Annotated in this window: 20 protein-coding genes; 16 read left to right on the top strand and 4 right to left on the bottom strand. The window is 61.0% G+C overall.

The genetic code is table 11. From position 1 onward, the window contains the following. The first annotated feature begins 2 nt into the window (after positions 1-2). From IGS75_RS03940 to IGS75_RS03900, 9 genes are all read left to right on the top strand, one after another. Entirely contained in the window at positions 3-974 is a 972-nt protein-coding gene (locus tag IGS75_RS03940; protein WP_373320044.1) for an ABC transporter permease, read from the top strand. Continuing rightward, the gene (locus IGS75_RS03935) at positions 971-1,954 is read left to right on the top strand and encodes an ABC transporter permease (protein ID WP_202257671.1); all 984 of its coding nucleotides are present in this window, start codon (positions 971-973) and stop codon (positions 1,952-1,954) included. The genes IGS75_RS03940 and IGS75_RS03935 overlap by 4 nt, the downstream gene beginning before the upstream one ends. Beyond that, complete coding sequence (locus IGS75_RS03930; protein ID WP_202257669.1) at positions 1,944-2,897, top strand: ABC transporter ATP-binding protein; 954 nt, start codon at positions 1,944-1,946, stop codon at positions 2,895-2,897. Before IGS75_RS03935 ends, IGS75_RS03930 begins: the two co-directional genes overlap by 11 nt. Next, entirely contained in the window at positions 2,894-3,826 is a 933-nt protein-coding gene (locus tag IGS75_RS03925; RefSeq protein WP_202257667.1) for an ABC transporter ATP-binding protein, read from the top strand. Before IGS75_RS03930 ends, IGS75_RS03925 begins: the two co-directional genes overlap by 4 nt. A 104-nt stretch (positions 3,827-3,930) precedes the next feature. Beyond that, positions 3,931-5,391 carry a xanthine dehydrogenase small subunit gene (xdhA, locus tag IGS75_RS03920; RefSeq protein WP_202257665.1) on the top strand — a complete coding sequence of 487 codons (1,461 nt, stop codon included), beginning with the start codon at positions 3,931-3,933 and terminating at the stop codon, positions 5,389-5,391. Continuing rightward, entirely contained in the window at positions 5,384-7,699 is a 2,316-nt protein-coding gene (xdhB, locus tag IGS75_RS03915) for a xanthine dehydrogenase molybdopterin binding subunit (protein WP_202257663.1), read from the top strand. Before xdhA ends, xdhB begins: the two co-directional genes overlap by 8 nt. A gap of 2 nt (positions 7,700-7,701) precedes the next feature. Then, positions 7,702-8,574, top strand: a complete 873-nt coding sequence (gene xdhC, locus IGS75_RS03910) for a xanthine dehydrogenase accessory protein XdhC (RefSeq protein ID WP_202257661.1) — start codon at positions 7,702-7,704, stop codon at positions 8,572-8,574. A 231-nt stretch (positions 8,575-8,805) separates the two neighbouring features. After that, on the top strand, positions 8,806-10,227 hold the full coding sequence (locus tag IGS75_RS03905; protein ID WP_408876140.1) for a glucoamylase family protein: 1,422 nt from the start codon (positions 8,806-8,808) through the stop codon (positions 10,225-10,227). 120 nt (positions 10,228-10,347) lie between these two features. Next, positions 10,348-10,533 carry a YqaE/Pmp3 family membrane protein gene (locus IGS75_RS03900; RefSeq protein WP_141350711.1) on the top strand — a complete coding sequence of 62 codons (186 nt, stop codon included), beginning with the start codon at positions 10,348-10,350 and terminating at the stop codon, positions 10,531-10,533. A gap of 81 nt (positions 10,534-10,614) precedes the next feature. Here IGS75_RS03900 and IGS75_RS03895 read toward each other — a convergent pair whose 3' ends face one another. Further along, positions 10,615-12,033, bottom strand: coding sequence for a sugar porter family MFS transporter (locus IGS75_RS03895; protein WP_272929776.1), 1,419 nt, complete (start codon positions 12,031-12,033; stop codon positions 10,615-10,617). 321 nt (positions 12,034-12,354) lie between these two features. Here IGS75_RS03895 and IGS75_RS03890 point away from each other — a divergent pair, with 321 nt between their 5' ends. Continuing rightward, complete coding sequence (locus IGS75_RS03890; protein ID WP_202257659.1) at positions 12,355-13,260, top strand: LysR family transcriptional regulator; 906 nt, start codon at positions 12,355-12,357, stop codon at positions 13,258-13,260. A gap of 130 nt (positions 13,261-13,390) precedes the next feature. Next, positions 13,391-15,196: an FUSC family protein gene (locus IGS75_RS03885; protein ID WP_237468975.1), complete on the top strand. Its 1,806-nt coding sequence runs from the start codon at positions 13,391-13,393 to the stop codon at positions 15,194-15,196. Positions 15,197-15,208: 12 nt separating this feature from the next. On the opposite strand, the gene IGS75_RS03880 is transcribed toward IGS75_RS03885, so the two are convergent. Beyond that, positions 15,209-16,003: an SDR family NAD(P)-dependent oxidoreductase gene (locus IGS75_RS03880; RefSeq protein ID WP_202257650.1), complete on the bottom strand. Its 795-nt coding sequence runs from the start codon at positions 16,001-16,003 to the stop codon at positions 15,209-15,211. A gap of 163 nt (positions 16,004-16,166) precedes the next feature. Between IGS75_RS03880 and IGS75_RS03875 the strand changes: the two genes are divergently transcribed. The 5 genes from IGS75_RS03875 (at position 16,167) to IGS75_RS03855 (ending at position 25,152) form a co-directional block, all read left to right on the top strand. Beyond that, on the top strand, positions 16,167-19,802 hold the full coding sequence (locus IGS75_RS03875) for a PAS domain-containing protein (RefSeq protein WP_237468974.1): 3,636 nt from the start codon (positions 16,167-16,169) through the stop codon (positions 19,800-19,802). A gap of 76 nt (positions 19,803-19,878) precedes the next feature. Further along, positions 19,879-20,718, top strand: a complete 840-nt coding sequence (locus IGS75_RS03870; protein ID WP_202257648.1) for an aldo/keto reductase — start codon at positions 19,879-19,881, stop codon at positions 20,716-20,718. An 81-nt stretch (positions 20,719-20,799) separates the two neighbouring features. After that, positions 20,800-22,065, top strand: coding sequence for an outer membrane beta-barrel protein (locus tag IGS75_RS03865; protein WP_202257646.1), 1,266 nt, complete (start codon positions 20,800-20,802; stop codon positions 22,063-22,065). Positions 22,066-22,108: 43 nt separating this feature from the next. Then, positions 22,109-22,585 carry a flavin reductase family protein gene (locus tag IGS75_RS03860; protein WP_202257644.1) on the top strand — a complete coding sequence of 159 codons (477 nt, stop codon included), beginning with the start codon at positions 22,109-22,111 and terminating at the stop codon, positions 22,583-22,585. 212 nt (positions 22,586-22,797) lie between these two features. Continuing rightward, positions 22,798-25,152, top strand: a complete 2,355-nt coding sequence (locus tag IGS75_RS03855; RefSeq protein WP_237468972.1) for a TonB-dependent receptor — start codon at positions 22,798-22,800, stop codon at positions 25,150-25,152. Here the strand turns inward: IGS75_RS03855 and IGS75_RS03850 are convergent. Both IGS75_RS03850 and queF read right to left on the bottom strand, forming a co-directional pair. Beyond that, positions 25,146-25,973 carry an aminoglycoside N(3)-acetyltransferase gene (locus tag IGS75_RS03850; protein WP_202257642.1) on the bottom strand — a complete coding sequence of 276 codons (828 nt, stop codon included), beginning with the start codon at positions 25,971-25,973 and terminating at the stop codon, positions 25,146-25,148. The genes IGS75_RS03855 and IGS75_RS03850 overlap by 7 nt on opposite strands. 3 nt (positions 25,974-25,976) lie before the next feature. Beyond that, on the bottom strand, positions 25,977-26,465 hold the full coding sequence (gene queF / locus IGS75_RS03845; protein ID WP_202257640.1) for a preQ(1) synthase: 489 nt from the start codon (positions 26,463-26,465) through the stop codon (positions 25,977-25,979). Positions 26,466-26,548: the final 83 nt, after the last annotated feature.

Here is a 26,548-nt window from a genome sequence, read left to right as displayed (position 1 = left end):
GCGTGGAAGGAAGTTATCGGCGGATTATCCGCGCTGTTCTGACGCGCCGTGACGGCGCTTTTGCGGCCCTGCTGCTGGCTTCCATCATCTTCGCCTGTCTGTTTGCTCCGCTTTATGCGGCGCTTAACAGGATTGATCCGTTTTCTTCTGACATTGCTGGTACGACGATCCGGAACGGGCAGCATGTTGATCTCATGCAGCCTAACGATAATCCGTTGCATCTGGGGCTCAGTCCGATCGGGCCGGACTGGCAGCCGGGTCCGTATGCGCTTGGCGCGGACTCGCAGGGGCGCGATGTGGCGGCGCGGGTTCTGTATGGCGGGCGCAATTCCTTGCTGATTGCTGCAGCATCCGCGATGGTTTGTCTGTGTCTGGCGGCGTGTATCGGGATCTGTGCCGGGTATTTCGGTGGCTGGATTGACCTGATTCTGTCGCGCATTCTGGATATGCTGTGGGCGATCCCGGTTTATCTGTTCGCGATTTCGCTATCCGTCGTCACTGTTGGGCATGGCATCCGGTTGGGGTTCATTACCATCGGCGCGGATAATTTGCTGATTCCGATCGGTATTATTGCGCTGGTTTATGTGCCCTATGCGGCCCGGCCGTTGCGGGCGCGGGCGCTGAGCCTGTCGCAGGCTGGGTTCGTCATGGCGGCGCGGGGCATGGGAGCGTCGGACTGGCGTATCCTGTGGCGAGAAATCCTACCGGGCCTGACACCAACTATGGCCGTTCTGGCGCCGCTGGTGATGGCGCTGTGCATGCTGGCTGAGTCCGCGCTGTCCTTCCTGTCGCTCGGTGTGCAGGCCCCGGCGGCATCCTGGGGGACGATCATTCAGGATGGCGAAGGACTGCTCTATACGCGACCAATGGTGGCCATCGTGCCCGGGTTGGCGATTGTTCTGACTGTGCTGGCGCTTAATATTCTGGGCAATGCGCTACGGGACCAGCTCGACCCGAAAGGAGCAGGCCGATGATCCGCAGTCTGGCCTCCCGGACCGGGCAGATGCTACTGGTCATTTTTGGAATTTCGGTTCTGGTGTTCTGCATTTTCTTTGCGACACCGGGTGCGGACCCGACGGCCCGCATTGCAGGACGGGGGGCCAGTCCGCAGGTCGTGGAACGTATCCGCGCGGAGTATGGCTTCAACCGTCCGCTGCCTGTGCAGTACGTGAAGATGATGGAAAAGCTGTTCGTCAGCCGGGATCTGACGTCCTTCGTCAATCACGGTCAGCGCGTTGTGCCTGAAGTGTTGCAGGCGGCCCCGGTGACCCTATCGCTTGTGCTGTGGGGTGCATTTTTCTGGGTCAGCGGGTCGCTGGTTTTCGGGATTGCGTCCGCCGTGCTGCGCGATAGCTGGGTGGATCGGCTGCTGATGGTGTTGGGACTGATCGGTCTGTCCATGCCGGTGTTCTGGCTCGGCGAGGTCGTCAATCTCGTCACGCAGAGCCGCTGGCATGACACGTTCCTGTTCCGCTGGGTGCCGCCGCTTGGGTATGTGCCGTTTTCGCAGAGCCCGCTCGGCTGGGCGAAGGCGCTGTTCTTGCCGTCTTTGACGCTCGCTGTTTCGTTCATTGGCTTGTATGCGCGGGTTCTGCGCTCCGAACTTCTGACTGCCATGGGTGAGGATTCCATCCGCACGGCGCGCGCCAAGGGGGCAGGGCCGGTGCGGGTGTGGCTGTGGCATGGTCTGCGACTGTCCTGGCTGAGTTATGTGTCGCTGTTTGGGCTGGATTTCGCGCAGCTTCTGGGCGGGGGAGCGCTTCTGACAGAGGTTGTTTTTGCTCTGCCGGGTGTGGGGCGGCTGACTTATCAGGCGCTGGCGACGCTCGATCTGCCGCTCATCATGGCGACGGTCATGTATGCCGCCGTTTTCGTTGTCATCGCCAATGCGCTTGTGGACGGGCTCTATGTCCTGCTGGACCCTCGGATGAGGGAGGGACGGCATGGGCGCTGAGACGCTTTTGGCGCTGCATCGCCTGCATCTGGACCTGCCAAATGGGACGGCCCTGCTGGAAGATGTGTCCCTGAGCGTGCGGCGCGGGGATGCGCTGGGTGTGGTGGGGGAGTCCGGATCGGGAAAGAGCCTGACGGCCATGAGTGTCATGGGGCTGCTGCCGGGTCTGAAAGCTTCGGGCTCCATCCGTTTCGAGGGGCGTGAGCTGCTGGGGATGAAGGACCGGGAGTGGCGGCATCTGCGCGGTGCGGGCATGGCCATGATTTTTCAGGACCCGATGACGGCTTTCCTGCCGGTGCGCTCCATCGGTGCGCAGATTGATGAACAGATTCGCCTGCACGAGCGCCTCAGCCGCCGTGAGGCGCGAGCGCGGACCGTGGCTCTGCTGGGGCGGATGGGGGTGCCTGATCCGCAAGCCGCGGCGAAACGCTATCCGCACCAGCTTTCCGGCGGTCTGCGTCAGCGCGCCATGATCGCGATGGCGCTGTCCTGTGGCCCCGCACTTCTGATCGCGGATGAGCCGACCACGGCGCTCGATGTCACGGTGCAGGCACAGATCCTGACGCTGCTGTACGAAATCCGCGACAGCGGGGCCGGTGTGATGCTGATTACGCATGACATGGGCGTCGTGGCGCAGACGTGTACGCATGTGGTGGTCGTGTATTCCGGGCTTGTCGTGGAGCAGGGGCCGGTTGCGGCGGTGATGGCGCGACCGCTGCATCCCTATACGCAGGCTTTGCTGGAGGCGATCCCGCCGCTGGATGGACCGAGACCTGATGCGCTGCCCACCATTCCGGGGCGGCCGCCGGCTCCCGATGCGCGGCCGGAGGGCTGTGTTTTTGCGCCGCGCTGCCGCTTTGTGCGACCGGACTGCGCCGTGCGTCCTGCTTTGCGTGAACCGGAAGAAGGGCGGCGCGTGGCCTGCGTGCTGTACGACGCATGACCATTCTTCTTGAAGCGAAAAACCTCAGCAAACACTATCGTCTGTCACACAGGGAGACCCTGCGGGCCGTGAGCGATGTGTCGCTGGCCGTGCATCGCGGGGAGGCGCTTGCGCTGGTCGGGGAGTCCGGTTGTGGCAAGTCCACGTTGGGGCGGACGCTGATCGGGCTGGGGGCGCCGAGTTCGGGCGAGGTGTTCTTTGAAGGCGAGCGGATTTCCGGCCTGTCGGACCGGGCGCTGCGGCGCTGGCGGCCCCGGATGCAGATGGTGTTTCAGGACTCGTCCTCGACCTTCAATCCGCGCAGGACCGTCGGCGACACGTTGGCAGAACCGATGCGGATCCATGGACGGCCCGGCATTGTCGAACGGATCGGGACGCTGCTGGAGCAGGTTGGCCTGTCGTCGTCCGTTCTGTCGCGTTATCCGCATGAGTTCTCGGGCGGGCAGCGGCAGCGTCTGAACATTGCGCGCGCCTTGATGCTGGGGCCGGATCTTCTGGTCGCGGATGAGCCGACATCGGCTCTCGATGTGTCGGTGCAGGCGCAGATCGTGAATCTGTTGCGGGAATTGCGCAATTCGCTGGGCGTGGCGTGCGTGTTCATCTCCCATGACCTGGCGGTCGTGCGGCAGATGGCGGACCGGATTGCCGTCATGTATCTGGGGCGGATCGTGGAGGAAGGGGATGTGCTGGCGGTTTTGCAAGCCCCGGCCCATCCTTATACGCGGGCCCTGCTGAATGCGGTGCCCCGCCCGGACCGGCCGTTGCCTCCGCCGCTCAAAGGCGACGTGCCGAGCCCGATCCATCCGCCGCAGGGCTGTGCGTTTCATACGCGCTGTCCGCTGGCCCAGCCGCGATGCGCGCAGGAACGTCCGGAACTCCACAGGATCGCGGAAGGCCGGACAGTCGCCTGCCATTATCCCCTGCTCTAGAAAAAGCAACGCTTCGTTCCGATCTTGGATATAGACGGCAACGCCTGCCGTGGGGCACAGAAGTCTGCACGCCCCCTCGTATTTTTTGCCCGAGATCCCGCCTGATGCGCCAGACTGTCCGTTTTTATCTGGGGGAAGACCTCTGCACGCTCAGGGATCTGTCCCCGACGCTCACCCTGCTGGACTGGCTGCGCGACCCTGGCCGGACCGGCACCAAGGAAGGCTGCAATGAAGGTGATTGCGGGGCCTGTACGGTGCTGATCGTCCGGCTTGAGGACGGGCGGTTGAACTGGCGGGCGGTCAATGCCTGCATCCAGTTCGTCAGTATGCTGGACGGCGCGCAGGTCTATACGATCGAAGACTTGGGAACGGCCGATGCGCCGCATCCCGTGCAGACGGCCATGGTCGAGCAGCATGGCTCGCAGTGCGGGTTCTGCACGCCAGGTTTTGTTATGTCGATGGCGGCCTATCGCAAGAGTGAAGGCGCCTCGGCGGATGAGCAGGCCATTGATGACGCACTCGCCGGCAATCTGTGCCGCTGCACCGGCTATGCGCCGATCGTGCGGGCGATGAAGCAGGCGATGGCGGCTGGTCCGGATCGTTTCGATGCGCAGGTGGAGGCCATTGTCGAACGTCTGATGGTTTTGCAGGACGGCGAGAGTGTGCGGCTTGAAGGGCCGGAGGGCACGCTCAGCATTCCGGCGTCTGCGGATGATCTGGCGGAGATCCTGCTGACCGATCCGGAGGCAACCATCGTTGCGGGTGCCACCGATGTGGGGCTTTGGGTGACGAAGGGGATGCGTCGTTTGAAGCATGTCGTGCCCATCGGGCGCGTTCCCGAACTGCGCAGCCTGACCAGAACCCCTGAAGGACTGCGGATCGGGGCAGCCGTGACGTATCAGGATGCGCGCGTGGCCATTGCGGAACTGCTGCCGGATGCGGGGGAAATGATCCGCCGTCTGGGCTCCACCCAGGTGCGCAATAGCGCGACGGTCTGCGGGAATATAGCCAATGGTTCCCCAATTGGAGATGGGCCGCCGATGTTCATTGCGGCCAATGCGACACTGCATCTGCGGCGCGGGGCGGAGCGCCGGTCCATCGTGCTCGAAGACTATTTCATTGCTTACGGAAAGCAGGACCGGCAGCCCGGCGAGTTCGTGGAGGCTCTGAGCATTCCTAAGCCCGCGCCGGGTGCGCAGTTCCGTGCCTATAAGATTTCCAAGCGCTTCGATCAGGATATTTCTGCCGTTCTGGGCGCTTTCATGATCGAGACGGACGATGGGGGCCGGATTATCGCGGTCCGGCTGGCCTATGGCGGCATGGCCGCGACTCCGAAGCGGGCATCGGGTGCGGAAGCTGTACTGATTGGGCGGGTCTGGGATCAGGACGCGCTGGAGGCGGCACGATCGGCGATTCTGGAAGATTTCGCCCCGCTGACCGATATGCGGGCGAGTGCCTGGTATCGGCAGACCGTGGCCGCCAACCTGCTGACGCGGTTTTTTGAAGAGACGGCGGGGCATGGTCAGGCGCGTCTCGCCCGGACGGGAGGGCTGGCGCATGTCTGATCTCGTTCCGGGGGCCGCTTCGACCAGCATGAAGCATGAGAGCGCATTACTGCATGTGACGGGGCAGGCAGCATATATTGATGACTTGCCCGTGCCGCGCGGCACGTTGCATCTCGTGCCGGGGCTGAGCACGAAGGCTCATGCGCGGATCGTCTCGATGGATCTGGACGCCGTGCGCGCCGCGCCGGGTGTTGTGTGTGTGCTGACGGCGGATGATGTGTCGGGCGAGAACCAGATTAGCCCGGTGCATCGGGAAGACGAACCGCTTCTGGCGACGGATCATGTCCATTTCTGGGGGCAGACGATGTTCGCCGTGGTGGCGACGTCGCGTCAGGCGGCGCGTCAGGCCGTCCGGTTGGCGAAGATCGAGTATGAGGAAAAGCCTGCGATCCTGAACATCGCGCAGGCGCGGGAAAATGGCAGCCCGATGGTCTGGCGCTCCCTGACCATGCAGCGCGGGGATGTGGAACGCGGCCTGAAAGCCGCGCCGCGCCGCCTGTCGGGGCAGATCGAGATTGGCGGGCAGGAGCATTTCTATCTGGAAGGACAGGCCGCGCTTGCCCAGCCCGGAGAAGCCGGGGAAATGCGTGTCTGGTCATCCACGCAGCATCCGTCCGAGACGCAGCATCTGGTCGCTTCCGTGCTGGGGCGGCCGCATCATTTGGTCACGACGGAAGTCCGGCGGATGGGTGGCGCGTTCGGCGGCAAGGAGACGCAGGCCAATGCCTGGGCCTGTCTGGCCGCCGTCGCTGCTGACCGGACGGGACAGGCCGTCAAGGCGCGTCTGGACCGTGATGACGACATGATGGCGACCGGAAAGCGGCATGATTTTCTGATCGACTATGATGTTGGCTTCACCGATGAGGGCGATATTTTGGCCGTGGACATGGTTCTGGCCGCGCGGTGTGGTTGGGCGGCGGATCTGTCCGGGCCGGTGACGGATCGGGCGCTGTTTCACGCTGATAACGCCTATTTTTACCCCGATGTCCGGCTGAAATCCGAGCCGTTGCGGACCAATACCCAGTCCAACACGGCCTATCGCGGGTTTGGCGGACCGCAGGGGATTGTGGCGGCGGAACGTGTGATCGAGGAAGTCGCGTTTGCGACCGGACTTGATCCCGTGGCGGTCCGACTGCGGAATGTTTATGGAACCGGGACGCGCAATCTCACGCCATATCACATGACGGTTGAGGACTCGATTACGGCCGAGATCCTGACAAAGCTGGTTGAGCGCTGTGATTATCAGGCGCGAAAAGCCGAGATCCGGGCGTTCAATCGTACCAGCCGCATCATCCGTCGCGGGATCGCGCTGACGCCGGTGAAGTTTGGGATTTCCTTTACCGCCACGCATTACAATCAGGCCGGCGCGCTGGTGCATGTCTATACGGACGGCTCGGTTCAGGTGAACCACGGCGGGACGGAAATGGGGCAGGGGCTGCACACCAAGATGGTGCAGATCGTCCTGCGTGAGTTCGGCCTGACGGCGGATCGCGTCCGCATCACCGCTACCACAACTGGGAAAGTGCCGAACACTTCCGCCACGGCGGCCTCTTCGGGGGCAGATCTGAACGGCATGGCTGTGCTGGACGCCGTACGCAAGATCAAGGACCGGATGATCGCGTTTGCCGCTGAAAAATGGAGTGTGGCGGTCGAAGATATCCATTTCCGGCCGGATGGCGTACATGTTGGTGCGGAGGTCATGACCTTCCAGCAACTCGCCTGGCAGGCCTATTTCGCACGGGTGTCGCTGTCTTCGAACGGGTTTTACAAGACACCGAAGATTTCCTGGAATCCCGAGACCGGACGGGGGCGCCCGTTCTTTTATTTCGCCTATGGCGCGGCCTGTGCGGAAGTGTCGGTCGATCTGCTGACGGGCGAGCACAGCATCGATCGTGTGGATATCCTGCACGATGCCGGGCAGTCCCTGAACCCGGACATTGATATCGGGCAGATTGAAGGCGGGTTCGTGCAGGGCGCGGGCTGGCTGACGACGGAGGAGTTAGTCTGGGATGGGGCCGGACGTCTGCGAACCCATGCGCCCAGTACCTACAAGATCCCGGCCTGTTCCGACCGGCCACGGATTTTTAATGTGGAGCTTCTGGAAAATGCGCCCAACCGGGAGGAGACGATATTCCGTTCCAAGGCCGTGGGAGAGCCGCCTTTCGTGCATGGGGTTGCGGTTTTGCAGGCCATTTCGGACGCCATCGCCAGTCTGGACGACTATCGGACCTGTCCGAAACTCGATGCGCCCGCCACGCCGGAGCGGGTTCTGAAAACCCTGATGGCGTTGCAGAGGCGGGCTGACTGACCATGCTTGCCGATGTTCTTCGCTGGCGGGCGGAAGGGCAGGATATGGTACGCCTGACTGTTATTCGCGCGAATGGATCGACTCCCCGCGAGGAAGGTGCATTCATGCTCCTGACCCGCACCGAACAGAGCGGCACGATTGGCGGCGGGCGTCTGGAATGGGACTGCATGGCGGAGGCGCGCGCGCTTCTCGTGTCGGGCGGAGTGGCAGTCGAGCGTCATATTCCTCTGGGTCCCGCCATTAATCAGTGCTGCGGTGGGGCTGTTACCATCCGCATGGAACGGGTGAGTGATCCTGACGCTCTTGAGGATGAACTGCGCGCTGACCGGGAAAAACTGCCGCAACTGCTGCTGTTTGGGGCTGGGCATGTGGGCCGTGCGCTCGCCCGGGCTCTGGCCCTTCTGCCGCTTCGGCTGGTGTGGGTCGATGCGCGGGAGGAGGAGTTCGGGATTGTACCGCCGGGCGTGGAGGCACTCATGACAGAGCAATGGGAATCTCTGGTGCAGGAGGCACCTGCCGGATCGGGCGTGCTGGTTCTGACACAGAGCCATACGCTGGATGCGCTTATCACGGGGGCGGCGCTGGAACGCGGCGATCTGCGCTATGTCGGGATGATCGGGTCGCGGACCAAGCGCAAACGGTTCGAGAGCGCCTTCCGGCAGGTCGACATTCCGCAAGAGCGGATTGACCGTCTGGTCTGTCCGATCGGGGATTTCGGGGTGCGTGACAAGCGGCCCGAAGTCATCGCGACCTTCGTGACGGCGGAAATCGCGGCCCGGATGCTGTGCCAGACAGAATTGTGCAGGGATGCCAGTGTTTCGAAGACTGATATTTCAGATATTGATCATGTTACATTCGCCACAATCTTGTCATAAATTCTGACCCTGTAAGGACGGAGTTCCTTCACTTTCTGAGAGTCACAAAAAGTTGATGTAACGGTGGGTGCGTCGGTGTCGCTCCTTCTGTTTATCCTGCCCCGCATGAGCATGCAGCACTGGACGCAGCGGACTTCTGAAGTCCCGACTTTCTCTCCAGCCACCGTGAGTGGTCGAAGAAAAAAATCCCGGATTTCCCGCCTCTGTCAGGCCGGCCTCGCGCTGGGCGCGCTGGCAGGGACGTTAGGCATCGCACAGGCCGGGCCAACGGTCAGCACTGCGCGGACGCCGGCGCTTCAGCCTGCGAGCCTGCCAGCGGCCGATGCAGCTTTTGTCGATGATCTTGAAAAACGCACGTTCAACTGGTTTTGGGAAACCGCCAATCCGAAGAACGGCCTTGTACCGGACCGTGCGCCACTGCCCAATGGTGCAGCGAGCATTGCCAGCGTCGGATTTGGCCTGACGGCTTACGGGATTGGTGTGGAGCGGCATTACATCACCCGTCAGCAGGCCGTAGACCGGACCCTGACGACGCTGCGCTTTCTGGCAAGTCTGCCGCAGAACGATCACGTCTCTGGGGCTGCAGGCTATAAGGGTTTCTTCTATCATTTCCTTGATCCAAATACCGGTTTGCGTGTTGCAGACTGGTCTGAGCTGTCGAGTGTTGATACGGCGCTGCTGATGGGGGGCGTGCTGTTCTCGCAGTCCTATTTCGATCGCGACACGCCGCAGGAAAAGGAAATCCGCGACATTGCGGATCATCTGTATCGCCGGATCGACTGGACGTGGATGAAGGCGCATGGCCCCTGGCTCAGCATGGGTTGGATGCCGCCGCATACGTTCCTGCCCAGCGACTGGAAGGGTTATAACGAGGGTCTGATCATCTATCTTCAGGCGCTTGGTTCACCGACGCATCCCCTCCCGGCTGATACCTGGAAGGCGTGGACTGCGACCTATGAAAACCAGTGGGGCGATTTCGAAGGCCACAAGCTGCTGAATTTCGCGCCGATGTTCGGGCATCAGTACAGCGAATCCTGGATTGATTTCCGGGGTGTGCAGGATGCGTGGGATCGGGCCCATAACGTCGATTATTTCCAGAATGGCCGTGAAGCTGCTTATGCCCAGCGGGCCTATGCGCAGGCCAATCCGGGCGATTGGAAGGATTACGGCCCCAATATCTGGGGGCTAACGGCCTGCGACGGTCCGGGCGATGCGCAGCAGGTCTATGATGGCAAGAAGCGTCATTATCTGGCCTATAGCGCGCGTGGCGCGGGGCGGGATTACATCCTCGATGACGGAACGATTGCGCCGACGGCCGTGGGCGGGTCCATCGCCTTCGCGCCGGAAATTGCCCTGCCGGCGCTCAAGGAAATGCGTGCTCGTTACGGAGACCGGATTTATAACAAATACGGCTTCCTCGACGCCTTCAATCCGTCCTTCGCGGACCAGAAAAGCTACTGGGTCGATGGGCAGCAGTTGGGGATTGATCAGGGCCCTATCCTGCTGATGCTGGAAAACTGGCGCAGCGGCCTCGTGTGGAACACGATGAAGAAGAACGTCTATCTGCGGGCCGGATTGGAGCGTGCTGGGTTTGAGGGGGGATGGATGCGGACCAAGACGGCGACGTCCAAGCCGGTTGGTCAGTCTCTCTGAGCCTTGTTGCTGTGCGTCCGGGCTGCCTGCGGTTGCGGTCGTCTTTATGAACCGGAGTTGCATCGGGAGCGTTTCTCATCGATCACTGATGTCAGAGCATTTTTGTGAAAGGAGAGCATCATGCGTCTCATTCTTGCCCTGCTTCTGCCCTGGTTGCAGTTCTTTACCATCGGTCGTCCGTTTGCTGGTCTGCTGTGCCTGTTTCTTCAGATCACGGTGATTGGCTGGATCCCGGCGGCCATCTGGTCGGTCTATGCGCTGAGCCAGTACAACACCGATCGCAAGATCGCTGCCGGTCGCGGCTAAAGCTCCGGGCGTGAAAAAGCCCCCGCTCCTGACTGGAGCGGGGGCTTTTTTGTGTCCTAAGGGCCTTATTGAAGGGCGAACTCAGCGGCCGATATTGCGCAGGATGACGCCCTGATTGAGCTTCGTCTCGATGGATTCCAGGGATACGCCCTTGGTCTCCGGAATAAAGAGCAGCACCATGAGAATGAAGAACGCGTTCAGCCCGGCATAGAGCCAGAAGGTGTGTGAGGCCCCGAGCGTAGTGAGCAGGCCGAGGAATGTGGCACCCACCACCATGTTCGTGACCCAGTTGGTCACGGTCGAGCAGGTGATGCCGAAATCACGCCCCTGAAGCGGCATGACTTCGGAGCACAGCACCCAGACCAGCGGACCAGCCGAGAAGGCGAAGCCTGCGATGAAGCACAGCAAGACCGAGATCGCGAGGTAATGCGACAGGTCCGTATTGCCCGCGGCGCCTGACATGATGGTCGCCAGAACCGCGAGGCCGGCTGACATGATGGCAAATCCCGTGATCAGCATTGGACGACGGCCCCAGCTGTCCGCAAAGGCAATGGCGATGAACGTGGCGAGCCAGTTGATCACGCCGACGATGGCCGTACCCCACATCTGGCCACTTGCCCCGAAGCCGACTTCCTGAAAGATGCGTGGTGCGTAGTACATGACCACGTTGATGCCGGTGAGCTGCTGCATGACCTGAAGCACGATGCCGAGGAGGACAGCGCGACGGAAATTGCGGTTTTCAAGGAACATCGCCAGACCGCGCTGACGGTCATGGATCTGCCCTTGGATATCGCGGATTTCCTGATGCGCGTGTTCGGGGTCGTGGCGCAGTTCCTTCATGACGGATAGGGCTTCCTCATGACGGCCGCGCAGCATCAGCCAGCGCGGGCTATCGGGCAGGAAGAATGAACCGATCAGGAAACACGTGCCGGGAAAGGCCATGATCCCTAGCATCCAGCGCCACGAGCCGCTGTACGACAGGATGGCGTTGGACACGAAGGCCAGCAGAATGCCCAGCGTGATCATTAACTGGTACATTGACACCAGACTGCCGCGCCGCGAAATGTCCGAGACTTCGGAAATGTAGAGCGGAGCTACGAAGCTTCCGATACCGATCGCCAAACCCAGCATCGTGCGCCCGATGATCAGTTCCGCAACCGAGGATGCCAGCGCGCAGACGAGGCCGCCTGCCACGAACAGTAACGCGCTGAAAATCAGGGAGCGGCGGCGTCCGAACGCATAGGACATGCGGCCTGCGCCTACGGCTCCCACGGCCGCGCCGAACATCATGGATGATACGATCCAGGACTGCTCGAATTCGGAAGCATGGAACTCGTCGCGGATAAAGCCGAGTGCGCCGGAAATGACGCCTACATCCAGTCCGAACATCAGGCCTGCAATCGCAGCCAGCGCAACAGCGAACAGCATGCGCCCGACCATGGGCGTCTTGGCTACGGCAGCAGAAGGGGCGGGGGAGGGGTTGAGCACTGTGTCGCTCATGACGGGGAAAACTCCGGCGACCCGCAGGGCAGACCTGTCAGGGGAAAGGCAAAAAACCGGACAGAACAGCCTGTGCCGGGGATCGAGGGGAAGGCTCTTCTGTGACAGGCACGATGATTCGCCATCTTGATCCCTAAAGCATAACACATAATTGGGAAAATATTCAAAAATATATGTGATAATCCGCTGGATTTTCTATCCTGATGTAATCAGGTCATAGAGGAGGAGGCGGGGATGCGTTTCCGGGCGGCCTGACGGATTGCCACGAACAGATCAGGGCGACAGACTTCCTGTCCTTTCCGTGTCTATGGACAAGCCCTCGTGTTCCTGCGTCAGCTGACCTATCTCATCGCTCTTGACCACTACCGACATTTTTCCCGGGCCGCGGAGCACTGCAACGTGTCGCAACCCGCCCTGTCAATGGCGATCCGTCAGCTCGAGCATGAACTTGGTGTGCCCATCGTTCGGCGCAACCGGCGTGTTCTGGGGCTGACCCCGGAAGGCGAGCGTGTGCTGGCCTGGGCGCGGCAGAGTGTGGCGGCACTGGATGGTCTGCGTCAGGAAGCCGATTTCGCGCATGAAGTCGCAGGTGGCACGCTTTCGATCGGCACTATCCCGCCCGCCATTCAGATCATGCCCCTGCTGATGGAAAGCCTCAGGGCCGCCGTGCCGGCGCTCCATATCGAGCTGACCGTGTCTGCTAACACTGACATCCTGCGTGACTTGATCGAACAGCGCCTTCAGATGGGGCTGATTTATCTGGATCAGGTTCCAGCTGACGGCAGTTTTGAGACGCACCAGCTTTATTCGGAGCAGTATGTCTTCGTGGCTGGGTCGCGGATGGAACTGCCATCGCGCAAAATGTTCAGTTGGGCGGATGCGGCTGAACATCCGCTTGGCCTTCTGGGGCATTCCATGCGGACGCGGCAGATCGTGGATGAGTGTTTTACCAAAGCTGGGGTAGAACCCAATGTTCTGCTGGAGACCAATGCGCTCGAACTATTGTATGTGGAGCTGCTGGCCGGGCGTCTGGCGACGATCCTGCCGGTTGCGGCCCTGCCGGAACAGCGCGATCCTGCTAACCCACTTCAGATCCGTAGGCTTGCGTCATGCCCTTCGCCCGGTGTCGGTCTGGTACGGCTGAAACAGGCCGTGCAGACGGCCCTGATGTCCCGAAGCTGGGAAATCGCCACGCAGCTCGTTCTGGAGGATGCGCTGACAGTCTGACGTCAATCATAAGCATGATTTATGATGCAATCATGACAATGTCTTGGACAGGCCCGGCCCGTTCTTCGCAGATTGCGGCTTTTTGGACGGAAGAGTGTCAGGTTTGGGCGGGAGAGCGGCTGATCTCGCGGTGTCGGGATCAACATTCGGATCGGAACTGCGGGATTATCTGAGCGAACGTTGGGGATGGCTTTTTGCGCCGTCCGCGAAGGATCTGGGCTTTGCGGTCCGCACGTCGGCGGCGGCGATCCTGTCGCTGCTGATTGCTATGTGGATGGAGCTGGACAGCCCGCAATGGGCGCCGCTGACTGTCTGGGTTGTAGCGACGGCCTCGCGCGGGGAAAGCCTGTCCAAGGCGCGCTGGCGGTTTGTGGGAACGATCATTGGGGGCGGCATGGGCGTGGTGCTGATTGCGGCATTCCCCCAGCAGGCCGGACTGTTTTTCATCGCACTCGCGGTCTGGATCGGATTGTGCTGCGGCTGGGCGACGTTTCTGGACGGTTATCGCCGGTACGGTTTTCTGGTCATTAGTTTTACGTCCGCCATTGTGGCGACTGGTGCGATCAGTCAACCCGATGATGTGTTCAACGTCGCGATGGCACGTGGCACCTACATTATGCTCGGTACGGTTTGTGAAGCGGGTTTGGCAGTTCTGTTCTTGCCAAATGTGCAGCAACAGGCCCGCGTGCGGCTGCTCGGAAAGCTTAAGCAGATCACGGCGAAGGTGGCGGCCCATGCAGATGTTCTGCGGGCGGGGCGGTTCGATCCCGAAACCGAGGGTTGCCTGCTGACGGAGCTGGTTGATGCCAATACCCGCATTGAGTTCGATGTCCTTGAAATGGGGTCTGGCACCCGGCGCAGTGCGGATCATGCGCGGGCTGTGCTGGCGCGTCTTCTGGCCGTTCTGGCCCGCGCACAGGGCGAGGGGACTGATATTGATGTGGACCGGGACCTTCAGGCCGCGCGCAATCATATTCAGGCCATCATCGCGCCCCCGCCCCATGATCGATTTACGTTCCGCACGCGGTCCCCGCGCCATATACTCGAAGCGGTTCTTAACGGACTGCGAGCCGCGACCGGCATCATGGGGGCGTGGCTTTTATGGGAGGTGACGGCCTGGCCATCCGGTCCGGCTTTTGTATCTTTTGTGGCGCTGGTTTACGGATTGCTGGCGACCCGTGAGATCCCTGCGCTGGCGTCGCCCGGATTTTATCGCGGGGCGGTCTGGTGTGCAGGCGTGGCAGGGATCTATGCGTTTTTCGTCGTGCCTGCTGTTGCAGCGCCCGAATATCTGGCGCTGCTTCTTATGATCCCGATGGTGATCGGTGGGTTGGCGGCCCGCGCGCCGAAGCTCGTGAATCATGCGTTTTCGTTCAATATGTTCCTGCCCGTTCTGATCGGGCCTTCCAACTTCATGCGCTATGACGAAGTCTCGTTTCTCAATGGTGCCAGTGCCTTTCTGGGGGCGGTTATCTTCACACGCGTTACCTTTGGCGTGGTGTTCCCGTTCCGGGCCGACAGTCATCTGCGGCGGACTTCGGCCTGGGTGGAGCAGCAGCTTCGTCTGATTGCACGAGGCGGTGGGCAGACGGTGCATCAGTGGCTGGCGATCAATGCCGCCAGCATGGTGCGGGCCGTACGGAGCTGTCAGGGTGTTCCGCGTGACGTGATGCTCACTTATATGGGGCGGCACCTGAACGCGATGGTGATGGGAATGTGGGTAATCGAACTGCGCGATGCCGCTGCGCTGGAGACCATGCCCGTACCGATCCGCAGACGGTTGCAGGTTTTTCTGCGGGCGTGGTTCCGTAAGGGTGATGGCGCGGCTCCCCTTGCGCAGAACGTCGCCCGGTCGCTTTGTAACGATCGGGACGTGGAACCCGATATCCGGATCGCTTTGCAGCGATTGGCGGGGAAGGTGCCCCCATCTGCCTGATTGGCTTTTCGATCAGATGGTATCGACAGTGCCCCCATCGACGCGCAAGGCTGCGCCTGTCGTGGCGGATGCTAGAGGCGAGGCAGCATAGACGACAAGATTGGCGACTTCATCGACCGTGGCCATGCGACGCAGGATGTTGCTTGGACGGTGTTTCTGCACGAACTCCGCCGCAAGTTCTGCGACCGGGCGGGGGCTGTCGGGGTTCTGGTCTTTCAGCATGTCCTCGACACCTTCGGACAATGTGGGGCCGGGGAGGACCGAGTTGACCGTCACGTTTGTGCCCGCCATCAGCTTCGCAAGCCCACGGGCCAGACCGAGCATGGCTGTCTTGCTGACGCCGTAATCGACCATTTCGGCCGGAATGTTCAGCGCGGATTCCGAGGCGATAAACAGTACGCGCCCCCAGTTGCGCGCCTTCATTCCCGGTAGATAGGCGCGGGAGAGACGTACGCCGGAGAACAGGTTGACCTCGAAGAGGTGTTCCCAGCTTTCATCCGTTGTCTGGAAGAAATCGTTGGGTGCGAAAATGCCGGCGTTGTTGATGAGGACATCCACGTTGCTTTCGGCCTCGAACAGTGTCTTGCAGCCTTCGACGGTCCCGACATCTGCGACGACGCTTCGGAAGGCTCCGCCCGGAACGGCTTTCGCAAGTTTCTCGAGTGCGCCGTCGACGCTGTCCTGTTTGCGGCCATTGATGATGACGGTAGCGCCGGTCTCGCCCAGCTTTCGGGCAATGGCCAGACCGATCCCGCCGGTCGAGCCGGTGACGAGGGCGGTGCGGCCGCTCAGATCGAGGTTCAGCATGACAGACTCCTGAAAATGTGATCGCGTTGCGACAGGAACGTCAGGGATGCTGGAAAGTGGCACATTCTTTTGTAGAGGTTTCGTGACAGGATGCGGGATCTGCTAGGACCTGGCTCAGGTCCTGGGATGGGGTGTGTCGGATGACCGGGACTGAGAGGGAGGTATGATGGATCGCGTGGAGGACACTGACGGTGGTTCCGGAACGCTGATGCTGTCTCCGGCGCTCGCTGTTGGTCGTGCGTCCAGCCTGTGTGTTCATCTCCTGGCTCTGGCCGCCGCAGAGGGCGGGGGGGAGGCCGCGCTTCTGCTGCGAGACGCCGATGGCGTGCGTGTTCTGGGGGGCGATGGAAGCGCGATTGCAGCTGAGGGCGCGGCATGCCTGATGGACGGCCAGTCTCTAGAAGCGTGCAGCGTGCGCCTTCTTCCGGTGCGGTCCGGTGTGGTGGAGGTGTGGCTGTGCGTACGGCACAATGCTCCGGCGCTCGAGCATGTCCGGGCGCTGTGTGCCCTTCAGGTGGATGATCTGTTGCGTGAACATGCCGCATCACCGCAATCGGGCGAAGACGCGATCATGGAGCGTATGCAGCTCCGGATGCAGCGCATGGCGGATACGGCGGATGTTGCCTTCTATCGCTGCGATTTCGCGACACGGATGGTGACCGGGGACGCACGTTTCGCCAGTATTTGGAGCTTGCCGCCAGAGCGTCTGGCCGTAGGGGTCCCGATCGACGAGCTTGTGGTGTTCCTGCATCCCGATGACCGCTTGGTCTATGATGGAAGTCTTGAGAACGACCTGCGGGACGACGGCTGCTACGAACTGCGTTTTCGAATTCTGGTCCCGTCGTCGTTTATGCCAGGTTCGGCACAGACGCCGTCATCACGCACACCGCGTCGGTCGATTTTGCGGCATGTTCTAATGCGCGGGTGGCGGGAAGACGAAAGCCGTCCGAACAGCCGCCGTAGCGTCGGGTTGGCGATGGATGTGTCCTCTGCCTCTATGACGGCGGAAGCTCTGCGCTCCAGCGAGGCGTTCACGCTGCTGCTGCTGTCCAGCCTGCCGGACTGCATCCATATTCTTGATTGCGATGGCTGCATCCGCTTCGTCAATGAGGGTGGCATCAGGTCCATGGAAATGGACAGCCCGATCATTATGCACGGCCTGCCCTGGGTGGATCTGTGGCGCGGGCAGTCGCGTCGCCGGGCGGCTCTGGCGGTGCAGGCTGCGCTTGAGGGTGAGACGGCGCGCTTTCAGGGTTATGCCATCACCATGAAAGGGCAACGCCGTTTCTGGGACGTGGCTGTGACGCCGGTTTTCGGGGAGGAGGGTGATGTTCAGCGTCTGCTGGCGATTGGCCGTGATCTCACGGAAGCCAATCAGTCCGCCGAGCGGCTCCAGCTTGCGCTTGAAGCCGGTGCTATCGCTGGAACATGGATGTGGGATGACAGCGCCTCGCGCATGACAGGTGATGTGCGGCTGGCACAGACGCTCGGGCTGGACCCGGCCTGCCTGCGCGAAGGCGTCATGCCGAACGTGATTTATGACTCCGTGGACCCAAGGGACCGGTTCGCGGTGGTGCAGGCCGTTACGGCGGCGACGCGGCGGGGCGGGAAATGCCGTTTCGAGTTTCGGGTCGAGACACCGGAAGGGCAACGCTGGTTCGAGGGGAATGGACGTTGCGATCTGGGGGACGAAGGCCGCGTGGCCCGCTTCCCCGGCATTGTCTTCGACATCGACCGGAGCAAGCGCCAGGCTCTTCGTCAGGCCGCGCTCGTCGAACTGGGCGATCAGCTCCGCGCGCTGGATGATACAGGCATGATGGAAGAAGTTGCGGCCCACATCATCTGTCGTGAACTGGATGCAAGTGGCGCGGGATATGGCGTCGTCAATGATGACTGGACCGGCATGACTGTTGGTGGCGCACCGGAGGTTACACGACCGCTGGTGGGCATGCGGATGTTCGCGGATTATGGCGAGTTCAGGCCGATCCTGGGCCGGGGCGAGCCCGTGGCTATCGCCGATGTCCATACTGACGCCCTGACGGCAGGTTACGATGCCCGCTATGACGCCGATGGTATTGTGGCGATCCTCTGCGTCCCGATCTTCAAGTTCGGGCGTTTCGTTGGCTTGATGTTTGTCTGTCACGATGCGCCCCATACCTGGACGGACGAGGAAATCGTCTTCACCCGCGCCGTGGCGGATCGCACCCATGCGTCCATGCGGCAGGCCCGTACGCAGCAGCAGATCCGCGACCTCAACGTCATGCTCGAAGAGCGGATTCTGCAACGGACCCGCGAGCGCGACCGGCTGTGGAACATTGCACGCGACCTGTTCGTCATCATCGATCGGCGCGGCTATTACGTTGCGGTCAGTCCGAGCTGGGAAGAGATGCAGGGCTACAGGACCGAGGAACTCGCCGGGCTGCGGCTGGATGCGCTGTGCCATCCCGATGACAGGCGCGAGCTGCTGGAGACGTTCGAGCGTCTGCTGACGGGGACGCCCTGGCCGGCGGCAGGGCTGGATGCCCGGATGCGGCGCTCCGACGGCAGCTGGCGGATCTATAACTGGAGCTGCAACGACGAGGGCGATGCGATCTATGCAGTTGGGCGTGACCTGACCGAGCGCAACGAACTGGAAGAGCAGCTCCGTCAGGCGCAGAAAATGGAGGCCGTCGGGCAGCTCACGGGTGGTCTGGCACATGATTTCAACAATCTGCTCGCGGGGATCGGGGGCGGTCTGGAACTGATCGGGCTGCGTCTGGCGCAGGGACGGACAGACGGGCTGGGGCGTTACATCGCGGCCTCGCAGGATGCGGTCCGCCGGGCTGCGTCGCTGACCCATCGTCTTCTCGCATTCTCGCGGCGTCAGACCCTTGATCCCACACCTACGGACATGAATGCACTCGTGCGCGGGTTGGAAAGTCTGCTCCGGGGGACGGTCGGGCCGGGCATAGAGCTCGTTTTCGATCTGCAGCCAGGCCTGTGGTTGACGCGAGTGGATGCGAATCAGCTTGAGAACGCTATCCTGAACCTGTGTATCAATGCCCGTGATGCCCTGCATGACCGCGGGACGATGCTGCAGATTGAGAGTGCCAACAGGGTTCTGACTGCTGATGCTGCCTCAGATATGTCCATCCGGGACGGGGATTATGTTGTCCTAACTGTGCAGGATGAAGGCTGCGGTATGCCGCCCGAGATCGTGCAGCGTGTCTTTGACCCATTCTTCACGACCAAGCCGCTGGGGGAAGGGACAGGGCTGGGGTTGAGTATGATCTACGGATTTACCCAGCAGTCAGGGGGGCAGGTGGAGATCCACTCCACGCCGGGGCAGGGGACAGTCGTTTCGCTCTGGCTGCCGCGCTATCAGGGGCAGGAAACCATCCGTTCCGAACCGCCGTCTTTGCCTGTTGCGTCCCAGCCTCGCCTTCTGGAGGGGCAGCGCGTCCTCGTCGTGGATGACGAAGAGGCTGTGCGGATGATCGTGTCGGACATGGTGACGGATCTGGGCGGGATCGTGCTGACGGCGTTCGATGGGCCGTCGGCTGAGGTGCAGGTGGCGGAGGGAGGGCCGCCTACGGTTCTCATCAGTGATATTGGGATGCCGGGTGGCATGAACGGCCGGGAGTTGGGCGAGCAGATGCTGAAACGCTGGCCTGAGCTGAAGGTGCTGTTCATCACGGGCTATGCCGAGCAGAGCGTTCTGGGCGATCAGGCCCTGGCGCCGGGTTGCGCGCTGCTGGTCAAGCCGTTCACGGTTGCAGCATTCAGCCTGAAATTGGCAGTTCTGCTGAAAGGGGACTGAACCCCTTCTTCGACGCAGGCGTTGGTCGGTCAGCAGGCTTTGTGCTCGGAGTTTTCATTTTTGTAGGGAGGCAGACATGTCATCACAGGTTCCATCCGCCGAGGCCCAGACCGTGATTTCTTTTCATGACGGTCACACCATGCCCCAGATTGGGCTGGGTGTGTGGCAGACACCTCCGGATGAAACGGCCGAGGTCGTGAAGGAAGCCGTGAAGCTCGGTTACCGGTCTGTCGATACGGCGCGTTTGTACAAGAATGAGGAAGGTGTTGGCAAAGGTCTGGAAAACCATCCGGACGTCTTCCTGACGACCAAGCTCTGGAATGACGAGCAGGGTTATGACAGTACCCTGCGGGCTTATGAGGAAAGTGCGCGTCTGCTGCGCCGTCTGGTGCTGGACCTGTATCTGATCCACTGGCCGATGCCGGCTCAGGGGCAGTATGTCGAGACTTGGAAGGCGCTGGTCGAGCTGAAGAAATCCGGCCGCGTGAAGTCCATCGGCGTGTCCAATTTCGAGCCGGAGCACCTGGAACGGATCATGGATGCCACGGGTGTTGTGCCGGTCGTCAACCAGATCGAATTGCATCCCGATTTCCAGCAGCGCGCCCTGCGAGAATTCCACGAGAAGCACAACATCCGCACCGAGGCTTGGCGTCCGCTAGGCAAGGGGCAGGTTCTGGGCAATGAGCGGATCGGGAAGATCGCCGAGAAGCACAGCCGCACTCCGGCTCAAGTCGTGATCCGCTGGCATATTCAGAGCGGACTGATCGTCATTCCGAAATCGGTCAATCCAAAGCGTCTGGCGGAAAACCTGGATGTGTTCGGCTTTGTGTTGGATACGGACGACATGCAGGTCATCGAACAGATGGACCGCAAGGATGGCCGGATGGGCGCCCACCCGAATACGGCGAAATTCTGAGGAATATTCCTCTTTAGCAACATTAAGTAAAAAATCAGGCCTGTGCTATGGGCTGCCTCATGCAACCGGAAGGTGGATGGCATGAGGCAGCGTTTCAGTCAGACTTTTGGGGCGATACTGGCGGTTCTTGCGGGGCTCGGAGTCTCCGCTGCCGGCGCCCAGACCGTGGGAGAGCAGACCGCACCCGGGCAAGGCAAGGCCTGGACGGATCAGTGGTTTTCTGACGTTTCCTTTGGCGCCCAGATCGAGGGCGGGGTGATGGGCAGTTCCAGCCATCCCGCCAGTAACCTTAATTTTGGCCAGCTCCTCTCCCCCTATGCCGATCAGGCAACTCTGAATCAGCTCACCTTCACGCTCACCAAACCGGTCGATCCGATTGGCGGCGGGTATGGTCTGGGGATGAATCTGCGGATGCTTTATGGCTCCGACGCTCGCAGTTACACGATTGCCGGCGTTTCAGACCGCTGGATCAACGGCCGCTATCAGGCCATGCCGGTTTTCGCGAATGTCGCGATTCACATGCCCTGGTTTACGGCCAAAGGGCTGGACGGGCAGATCGGTATCCTGACCTCCCCCATGGGGGTGGAGGCGCTCGATCCCTCGACCCGGGCTTTCTATACGCTGGCCTATACAACGGAATATTCTACGCCGTTCGAGCATGTGGGCGGCATGTTCCAGCTTCATCTGGACGATCATTTCGATCTTCAGTTCGGTGCGGATACCGGCAACCAGACGTCGTTCGGGCGCGGTGACAATAATGGCCGTCCGGCTGGTTATATTGGTGTCACGGGCAACAATCTGGCGGACGGGCATCTGTCCTTCACCTATCTGCTGCGGGTCGGACCGGAAAATGCCGTGCGCTCTCTTGGGGCACGGGCGAATGGTGCCATGCGGTACTGGAACGATCTGAACGGGACCTGGACGTTCTCGAAAAAATGGAGCGTAACGGCGGAGCTGAACCAGCTTCATGACGAAGGCCTGCATGCCGATACATACAGTGCGGTCGTCTGGGGCGGGTGGCACATTCGTCCAAATTTGACCGTTAATGCGCGGGCCGAGCTGTACCGGGATAATACCGGGAGTTTCGTGGCGAGTTTCGCGGAGAACGAAGGCTATGCGCAGGCCATGCTTGGCAATCCGACGCGTTCGGAATCCGCGCCGGCCACGACCTATGGGGCCCTGACGTTGAACACGGTCTGGAGGCCGGATGTGGGACATCACGTCAAGCTGCTACAGTTCCGGCCGGAACTGCGCTTTGACCGCTCGCTCAACAGCACGCGTCCGTTCGATGACCAACACCACATGGGGCGCATCCTGTTCGGGGCGGACATGACGCTCGGGTTTTGAAGGAGAGGTGCGTTTGCCGTCGGATTATGGCAAGGAGATTGTCATGACGACTCCGAACGAAACCGATTTCCGCAAAGCCATGTCCCATTTCGCCACGGGTGTTGCCGTGGTGACGGCCAAAGGCAGCGAAGGCGAGCAGGGTGCGACCATCAGCGCTCTGACGTCCGTGTCCCTCGATCCGCTTCTGCTGCTGATCTGTCTTAACCGGGCCAGCGCGACCTATCGTGCGATTGCGGAAGCCGGGGTGTTCGGCCTCAGCATTCTGGGCAACGACCACAAGGAGGTGGCGATGCTGTTCGCCAGCCGCACGGCCGACAAGTTCGGGTCGGATGTGATCGAACGCGCGGCGGACGGCACGGCTTTCGTCCGCGATTCATTGGTCAAGATGCACTGCGAACTGGTTGAGACGTTCCAGGGCGGCACGCATGCCCTGTTCATGGCGCGTCCGGTCTCGCTGGAACTCGACGAAAACCGCGCACCTTTGCTGTATTTCCAGGGCCAGCTCGGCATTACGCTCTGACGCCTGCAAAACTCTGAAGAGACCCGACAGGCTCGTCACCCTTTATGTCTGGGGTGGGGAGCCTGATGTATTTTTGGACAGTTTTTAAACTGGAAAAGCGTTTTTCTGGCAAAAGGAAAGGCATTCATTTAGAAATTTGTTGCGAATGATTCTTATTTCTAATATTGGCCTCTGTAACACAAACAGATATTTCTGTAACCAAGAGGCCCTCGATGACCGGTTCGCTACGTGCGCATATCACTTCGCTGTCAGTTGCGGGAACGCTGCTGATGTCTTCACAGGGCTATGCGGCGGATCCCGTCAAAAAGGATGAGAAACCGGACCCCAAAGCGCGTTCTACGGCAAAATCCCTGAACAGGACGCAGAGCCTTGATGGTGTCGATGCGGAATACCTGACGGTGCAGGGGCATGGCTTCAACACCATGCATAATTCCACCGGTTTGTCGCGGATGCCGCAGGACGTGATGCACACGCCGCAGAACATCAATGTGGTGCCGCAGGCTCTGATGCAGCAGCAGAATGTGAAATCCCTCGATGAGGCCCTGCGGAATGTACCGGGTGTGACGACGTCCATTGGTGAGGGTGCAGGTGGCATGAACGGCGATCAGTTCTTGATCCGCGGTTTTCAGGCCCAGAATGACATTTACGAAGATGGTCTGCGGGATTTCGGCGTCTATTCACGCGATGCGTTCAATTTCGAGACCGTCTCGGTCATCAAGGGGCCGTCTTCCGAAGTGTTCGGTAACGGTACGACGGGCGGCGCTATCAACATGGTCACCAAGACGCCCGGTCTGAAAAACCACTACAACGCCGAGTTTTCTGGCGGTTCTGGTAGCTATTACCGCGGCACGCTGGACGTCAATCAGAAGATCAACGACTCAACAGCCTTCCGGATCACGGGTATGGGCGACGAGCACAATATCGTTGGGCGCGACTATCTGTACTCTCATCGTTGGGGTATTGCGCCGTCGCTGGCCTTCGGGATCGGTAAGAGAACGACGCTGGTTCTGCAATATATGCACCAGCAGGAAAATTCGATTCCGGATTTCGGTGTGCCGGTCGTGACGAAGCCTGGTGCGAAATACGGTCAGCCCATCACGGAATATGGCATCCGTCGCACTAACTGGTATGGGACGGATAATGACCAGAACGCAACGAACGCCAATATGGAAACGGCCCGTTTCAGCTTCAAGCTGAACAGACACATCACGTTCTATGACGATCTGCGCGGCGGGGAATATTACCGGACGTTCGCGGCCTCCAAGGCGACCTGCGATACGACCTGCGTGAACAACTATTTCAGTGGCGATCCGTCTAAGGCGCTCGTGGCGCGCTCGGGGCCGGTCGGTGCAGGCGCCGGGACGGGGGCCGGGACGTATATGGCGCCCCTGCCGTATCAGCAGACGAGCTGGTCCGTGCAAAATGTGGGCTCGATGGTTGCTGATTTCCATACAGGCTTCCTGCGGCATCAGGTCGTTGCAGGTTTTGATATCGAGCGCGTCAATGACGTTCGGTCGCAGTCGACCTATCTGAAGCCCAAGCCGTATGCCAGTCTGGTCAATCCGAACCCGCATGTCGGAAATCTGGATCTGGTGCCGGGGGACATGAATCCGGCTGGGCTCGTCTCACTGGGTTCCCTGGGGGCGAAGTCTCACAGCAATGGATACGGTTTCGATACGGGTCTGTTCCTGTTCGACCAGATCTGGTTCACGAACTGGCTATCCCTCAAGGGTGGCTTCCGCTGGGATCGTTGGCAGACGAGCTATAACCTGACGGGTGGAGATGTTGCGAAAAACCCTGACCAGCATTTCCATGATGTGAGCGGGGTGTTCAATCCCAATGCCAGCCTCGTGCTGACGCCGGATTCGCATCAGACCTATTACTTTACATGGGCCAATTCCACGACGCCGATGGGCATGTATGTGACCAACGGCTCCGTGCCCATTCGTCCAGGCACCAATTCCTTCGCCAGCCCGGAAAAGGCGCAGCTTTATGAACTTGGGGCCAAGTACAGCATCCTGCACGACCGTTTGGGCGTGACGGCGTCGCTGTTCCGGCTGGACAAGGGCAATGCGCTGAATGCGGATCCGGTAACGGGCGAAATTACGGGATCGTCTGACCGGCAGCGTAATCAGGGGCTCGAGCTGTCCGTTGGTGGCATCATTCTGCCGGGCTGGAACGTGTCCGCCACTTATGCCCTGTATGACAGCAGCACCACCTATTCAGCCACGAAGGCCAATCGTGGAAAGAACGTGCAGTATGTGCCGCATAATCAGGCAACGCTGTGGTCGGCCTATAACGCCTTTGCAGACAAGCCTTATAACGTGACGTTTGGCGGCGGTCTGACATGGCGCGAGCATGTGTGGCTGGATGCGGCCAATACGCTACGGGCTCCGGCGAATCTGGATTTCAGCGCCATGATTTCACACCGCTTCAATCAGCACTGGAAAGTGTCGATGAACGGCTACAATCTGGCGAACCGCCTAAACTACCAGAGCCTGTTCTCCAACCGCGCCACGCCGTCCGCCGGACGCATGTTCCTTGGAGAGATTAGCGCGTCTTACTGATCGCTCTGCGGCGACTGTTCCTGCCTGCTCCAGTCCTGCACGGCCATGCGAATGGTCGGGGTGAGCGGGAACAGGCGTGAGGCCGCCGAACCGATATGCCCGTGTCTAAGCAGGGCGTTTCCATCAAGCCTTGCGCCCAAAAGCGTGAAACGCTCTGTTTTCGTCTCGGGGAGGCTGATACGGATCCAGCGGCGCTCTCCATCCGCCGTGATGCAGGTTCCATCCTGGAATCTTGGCCCGTCAGGCTCGGCGAGGCGCTCGGCCAGATGCAACGCCGTGCAGGTGTCCCAGCCCGTCCCGATCATCAGAACCTGCGCATTATGGCTCGACAAGGCCGCAAGCGGGGAATGGGTGCCGAACGGATCCTCCATCGGCTGCGTCGCCAGAATATCCGCAGCCAGCGGCCCTAGAGCAGTGAACGAAACCTGTGGATGGGTGCTGCGTCGCACGCCGGGCCACGTCCGGAAAACTTCGGCGATCTGCCCCATGCCCCGCGTCGGCGTCAGATGCGGGTCATAAGGCGGCATGGTGGCGCGGATCGTCTCCCACCAGCTTTCCGGCGTAGGGGGATTGCACCAGCCTGACGGATCGCTCAGTTCGGAAGACTGTGCGGGCATGACGATCGTCCCGTCCGGGCCGACCGCCTGAAGCAGACTTTCGATAACTGTCCGTGCGCCGCCGCAGACCCAGCCGATCCGGCTCAGGGATGTGTGAACCAGCAGCGTCATCCCCGGCAGGACGCCGAGGCGTTGCAGATCCACCACCAGCCGCGCCTGCGTCACAGGGCCGCTGGAGCGGGCGATGGCGGCGGCTTCGGTCACGGTTCAGCCGCGACCGCGATAGCTGGGTACGTCCTGTGCGGGAATCCACACGCCCTTCGGTGGCTCGCCCGTCTGCCAGAAGACGTCGATCGGGATGCCGCCGCGCGGATACCAGTAGGCTCCGATGCGCAGCCACTGCGGGTCGAGCAGGGCTACCAGACGCTCAGCGATGGCGATTGAGCAGTCTTCATGGAACGCGCCATGATTGCGGAAGCTGGTCAGGAAGAGCTTGAGGGACTTGCTTTCGACGATCCATTCGCCGGGGATGTAGTCGATGACGATATGCGCGAAATCCGGCTGCCCGGTCACGGGACAGAGCGAGGTGAACTCTGGGGCCGTGAAGCGCACGACATACTGCCGTCCCTGATGCGGGGAGGGGACGCGTTCGAGCACGGCTTCTTCGGGGCTCTGCGGTGTCGTGGTGGCGCGGCCGAGCTGACTGAGGGCGTCGGTACCGGGTGCGGAGGGACCAGTGGGCTGGTGGTCGGACATGGTCTGAATTCCTCAAAGGGGCGGTGTTTTGTGAGATGTGGCCCAGCTTTCCCGCGGGCTCAAGGCGTCTTCGGGGCGAAAAG

The sequence above is a fragment of the Gluconobacter sphaericus genome (assembly GCF_016757795.1).
GTDB lineage: Bacteria > Pseudomonadota > Alphaproteobacteria > Acetobacterales > Acetobacteraceae > Gluconobacter > Gluconobacter sphaericus.
Note: the sequence above shows the minus strand (reverse complement) of the source record. Positions and strands in the feature narration are given on the sequence as shown.

What these genes read in the sequence shown, in the direction of transcription:
- IGS75_RS03895 (WP_272929776.1), bottom strand. Translation starts at nt 12,033, where the DNA reads ATGAGCGACACAGTGCTCAACCCCTCCCCCGCCCCTTCTGCTGCCGTA.
- IGS75_RS03880 (WP_202257650.1), bottom strand. Translation starts at nt 16,003, where the DNA reads ATGCTGAACCTCGATCTGAGCGGCCGCACCGCCCTCGTCACCGGCTCG.
- xdhA (WP_202257665.1), top strand. Translation starts at nt 3,931, where the DNA reads ATGCGCCAGACTGTCCGTTTTTATCTGGGGGAAGACCTCTGCACGCTC.
- IGS75_RS03900 (WP_141350711.1), top strand. Translation starts at nt 10,348, where the DNA reads ATGCGTCTCATTCTTGCCCTGCTTCTGCCCTGGTTGCAGTTCTTTACC.
- IGS75_RS03870 (WP_202257648.1), top strand. Translation starts at nt 19,879, where the DNA reads ATGTCATCACAGGTTCCATCCGCCGAGGCCCAGACCGTGATTTCTTTT.
- queF (WP_202257640.1), bottom strand. Translation starts at nt 26,465, where the DNA reads ATGTCCGACCACCAGCCCACTGGTCCCTCCGCACCCGGTACCGACGCC.
- IGS75_RS03935 (WP_202257671.1), top strand. Translation starts at nt 971, where the DNA reads ATGATCCGCAGTCTGGCCTCCCGGACCGGGCAGATGCTACTGGTCATT.
- IGS75_RS03860 (WP_202257644.1), top strand. Translation starts at nt 22,109, where the DNA reads ATGACGACTCCGAACGAAACCGATTTCCGCAAAGCCATGTCCCATTTC.
- xdhB (WP_202257663.1), top strand. Translation starts at nt 5,384, where the DNA reads ATGTCTGATCTCGTTCCGGGGGCCGCTTCGACCAGCATGAAGCATGAG.
- xdhC (WP_202257661.1), top strand. Translation starts at nt 7,702, where the DNA reads ATGCTTGCCGATGTTCTTCGCTGGCGGGCGGAAGGGCAGGATATGGTA.
- IGS75_RS03865 (WP_202257646.1), top strand. Translation starts at nt 20,800, where the DNA reads ATGAGGCAGCGTTTCAGTCAGACTTTTGGGGCGATACTGGCGGTTCTT.
- IGS75_RS03930 (WP_202257669.1), top strand. Translation starts at nt 1,944, where the DNA reads ATGGGCGCTGAGACGCTTTTGGCGCTGCATCGCCTGCATCTGGACCTG.
- IGS75_RS03925 (WP_202257667.1), top strand. Translation starts at nt 2,894, where the DNA reads ATGACCATTCTTCTTGAAGCGAAAAACCTCAGCAAACACTATCGTCTG.
- IGS75_RS03855 (WP_237468972.1), top strand. Translation starts at nt 22,798, where the DNA reads ATGACCGGTTCGCTACGTGCGCATATCACTTCGCTGTCAGTTGCGGGA.
- IGS75_RS03875 (WP_237468974.1), top strand. Translation starts at nt 16,167, where the DNA reads ATGATGGATCGCGTGGAGGACACTGACGGTGGTTCCGGAACGCTGATG.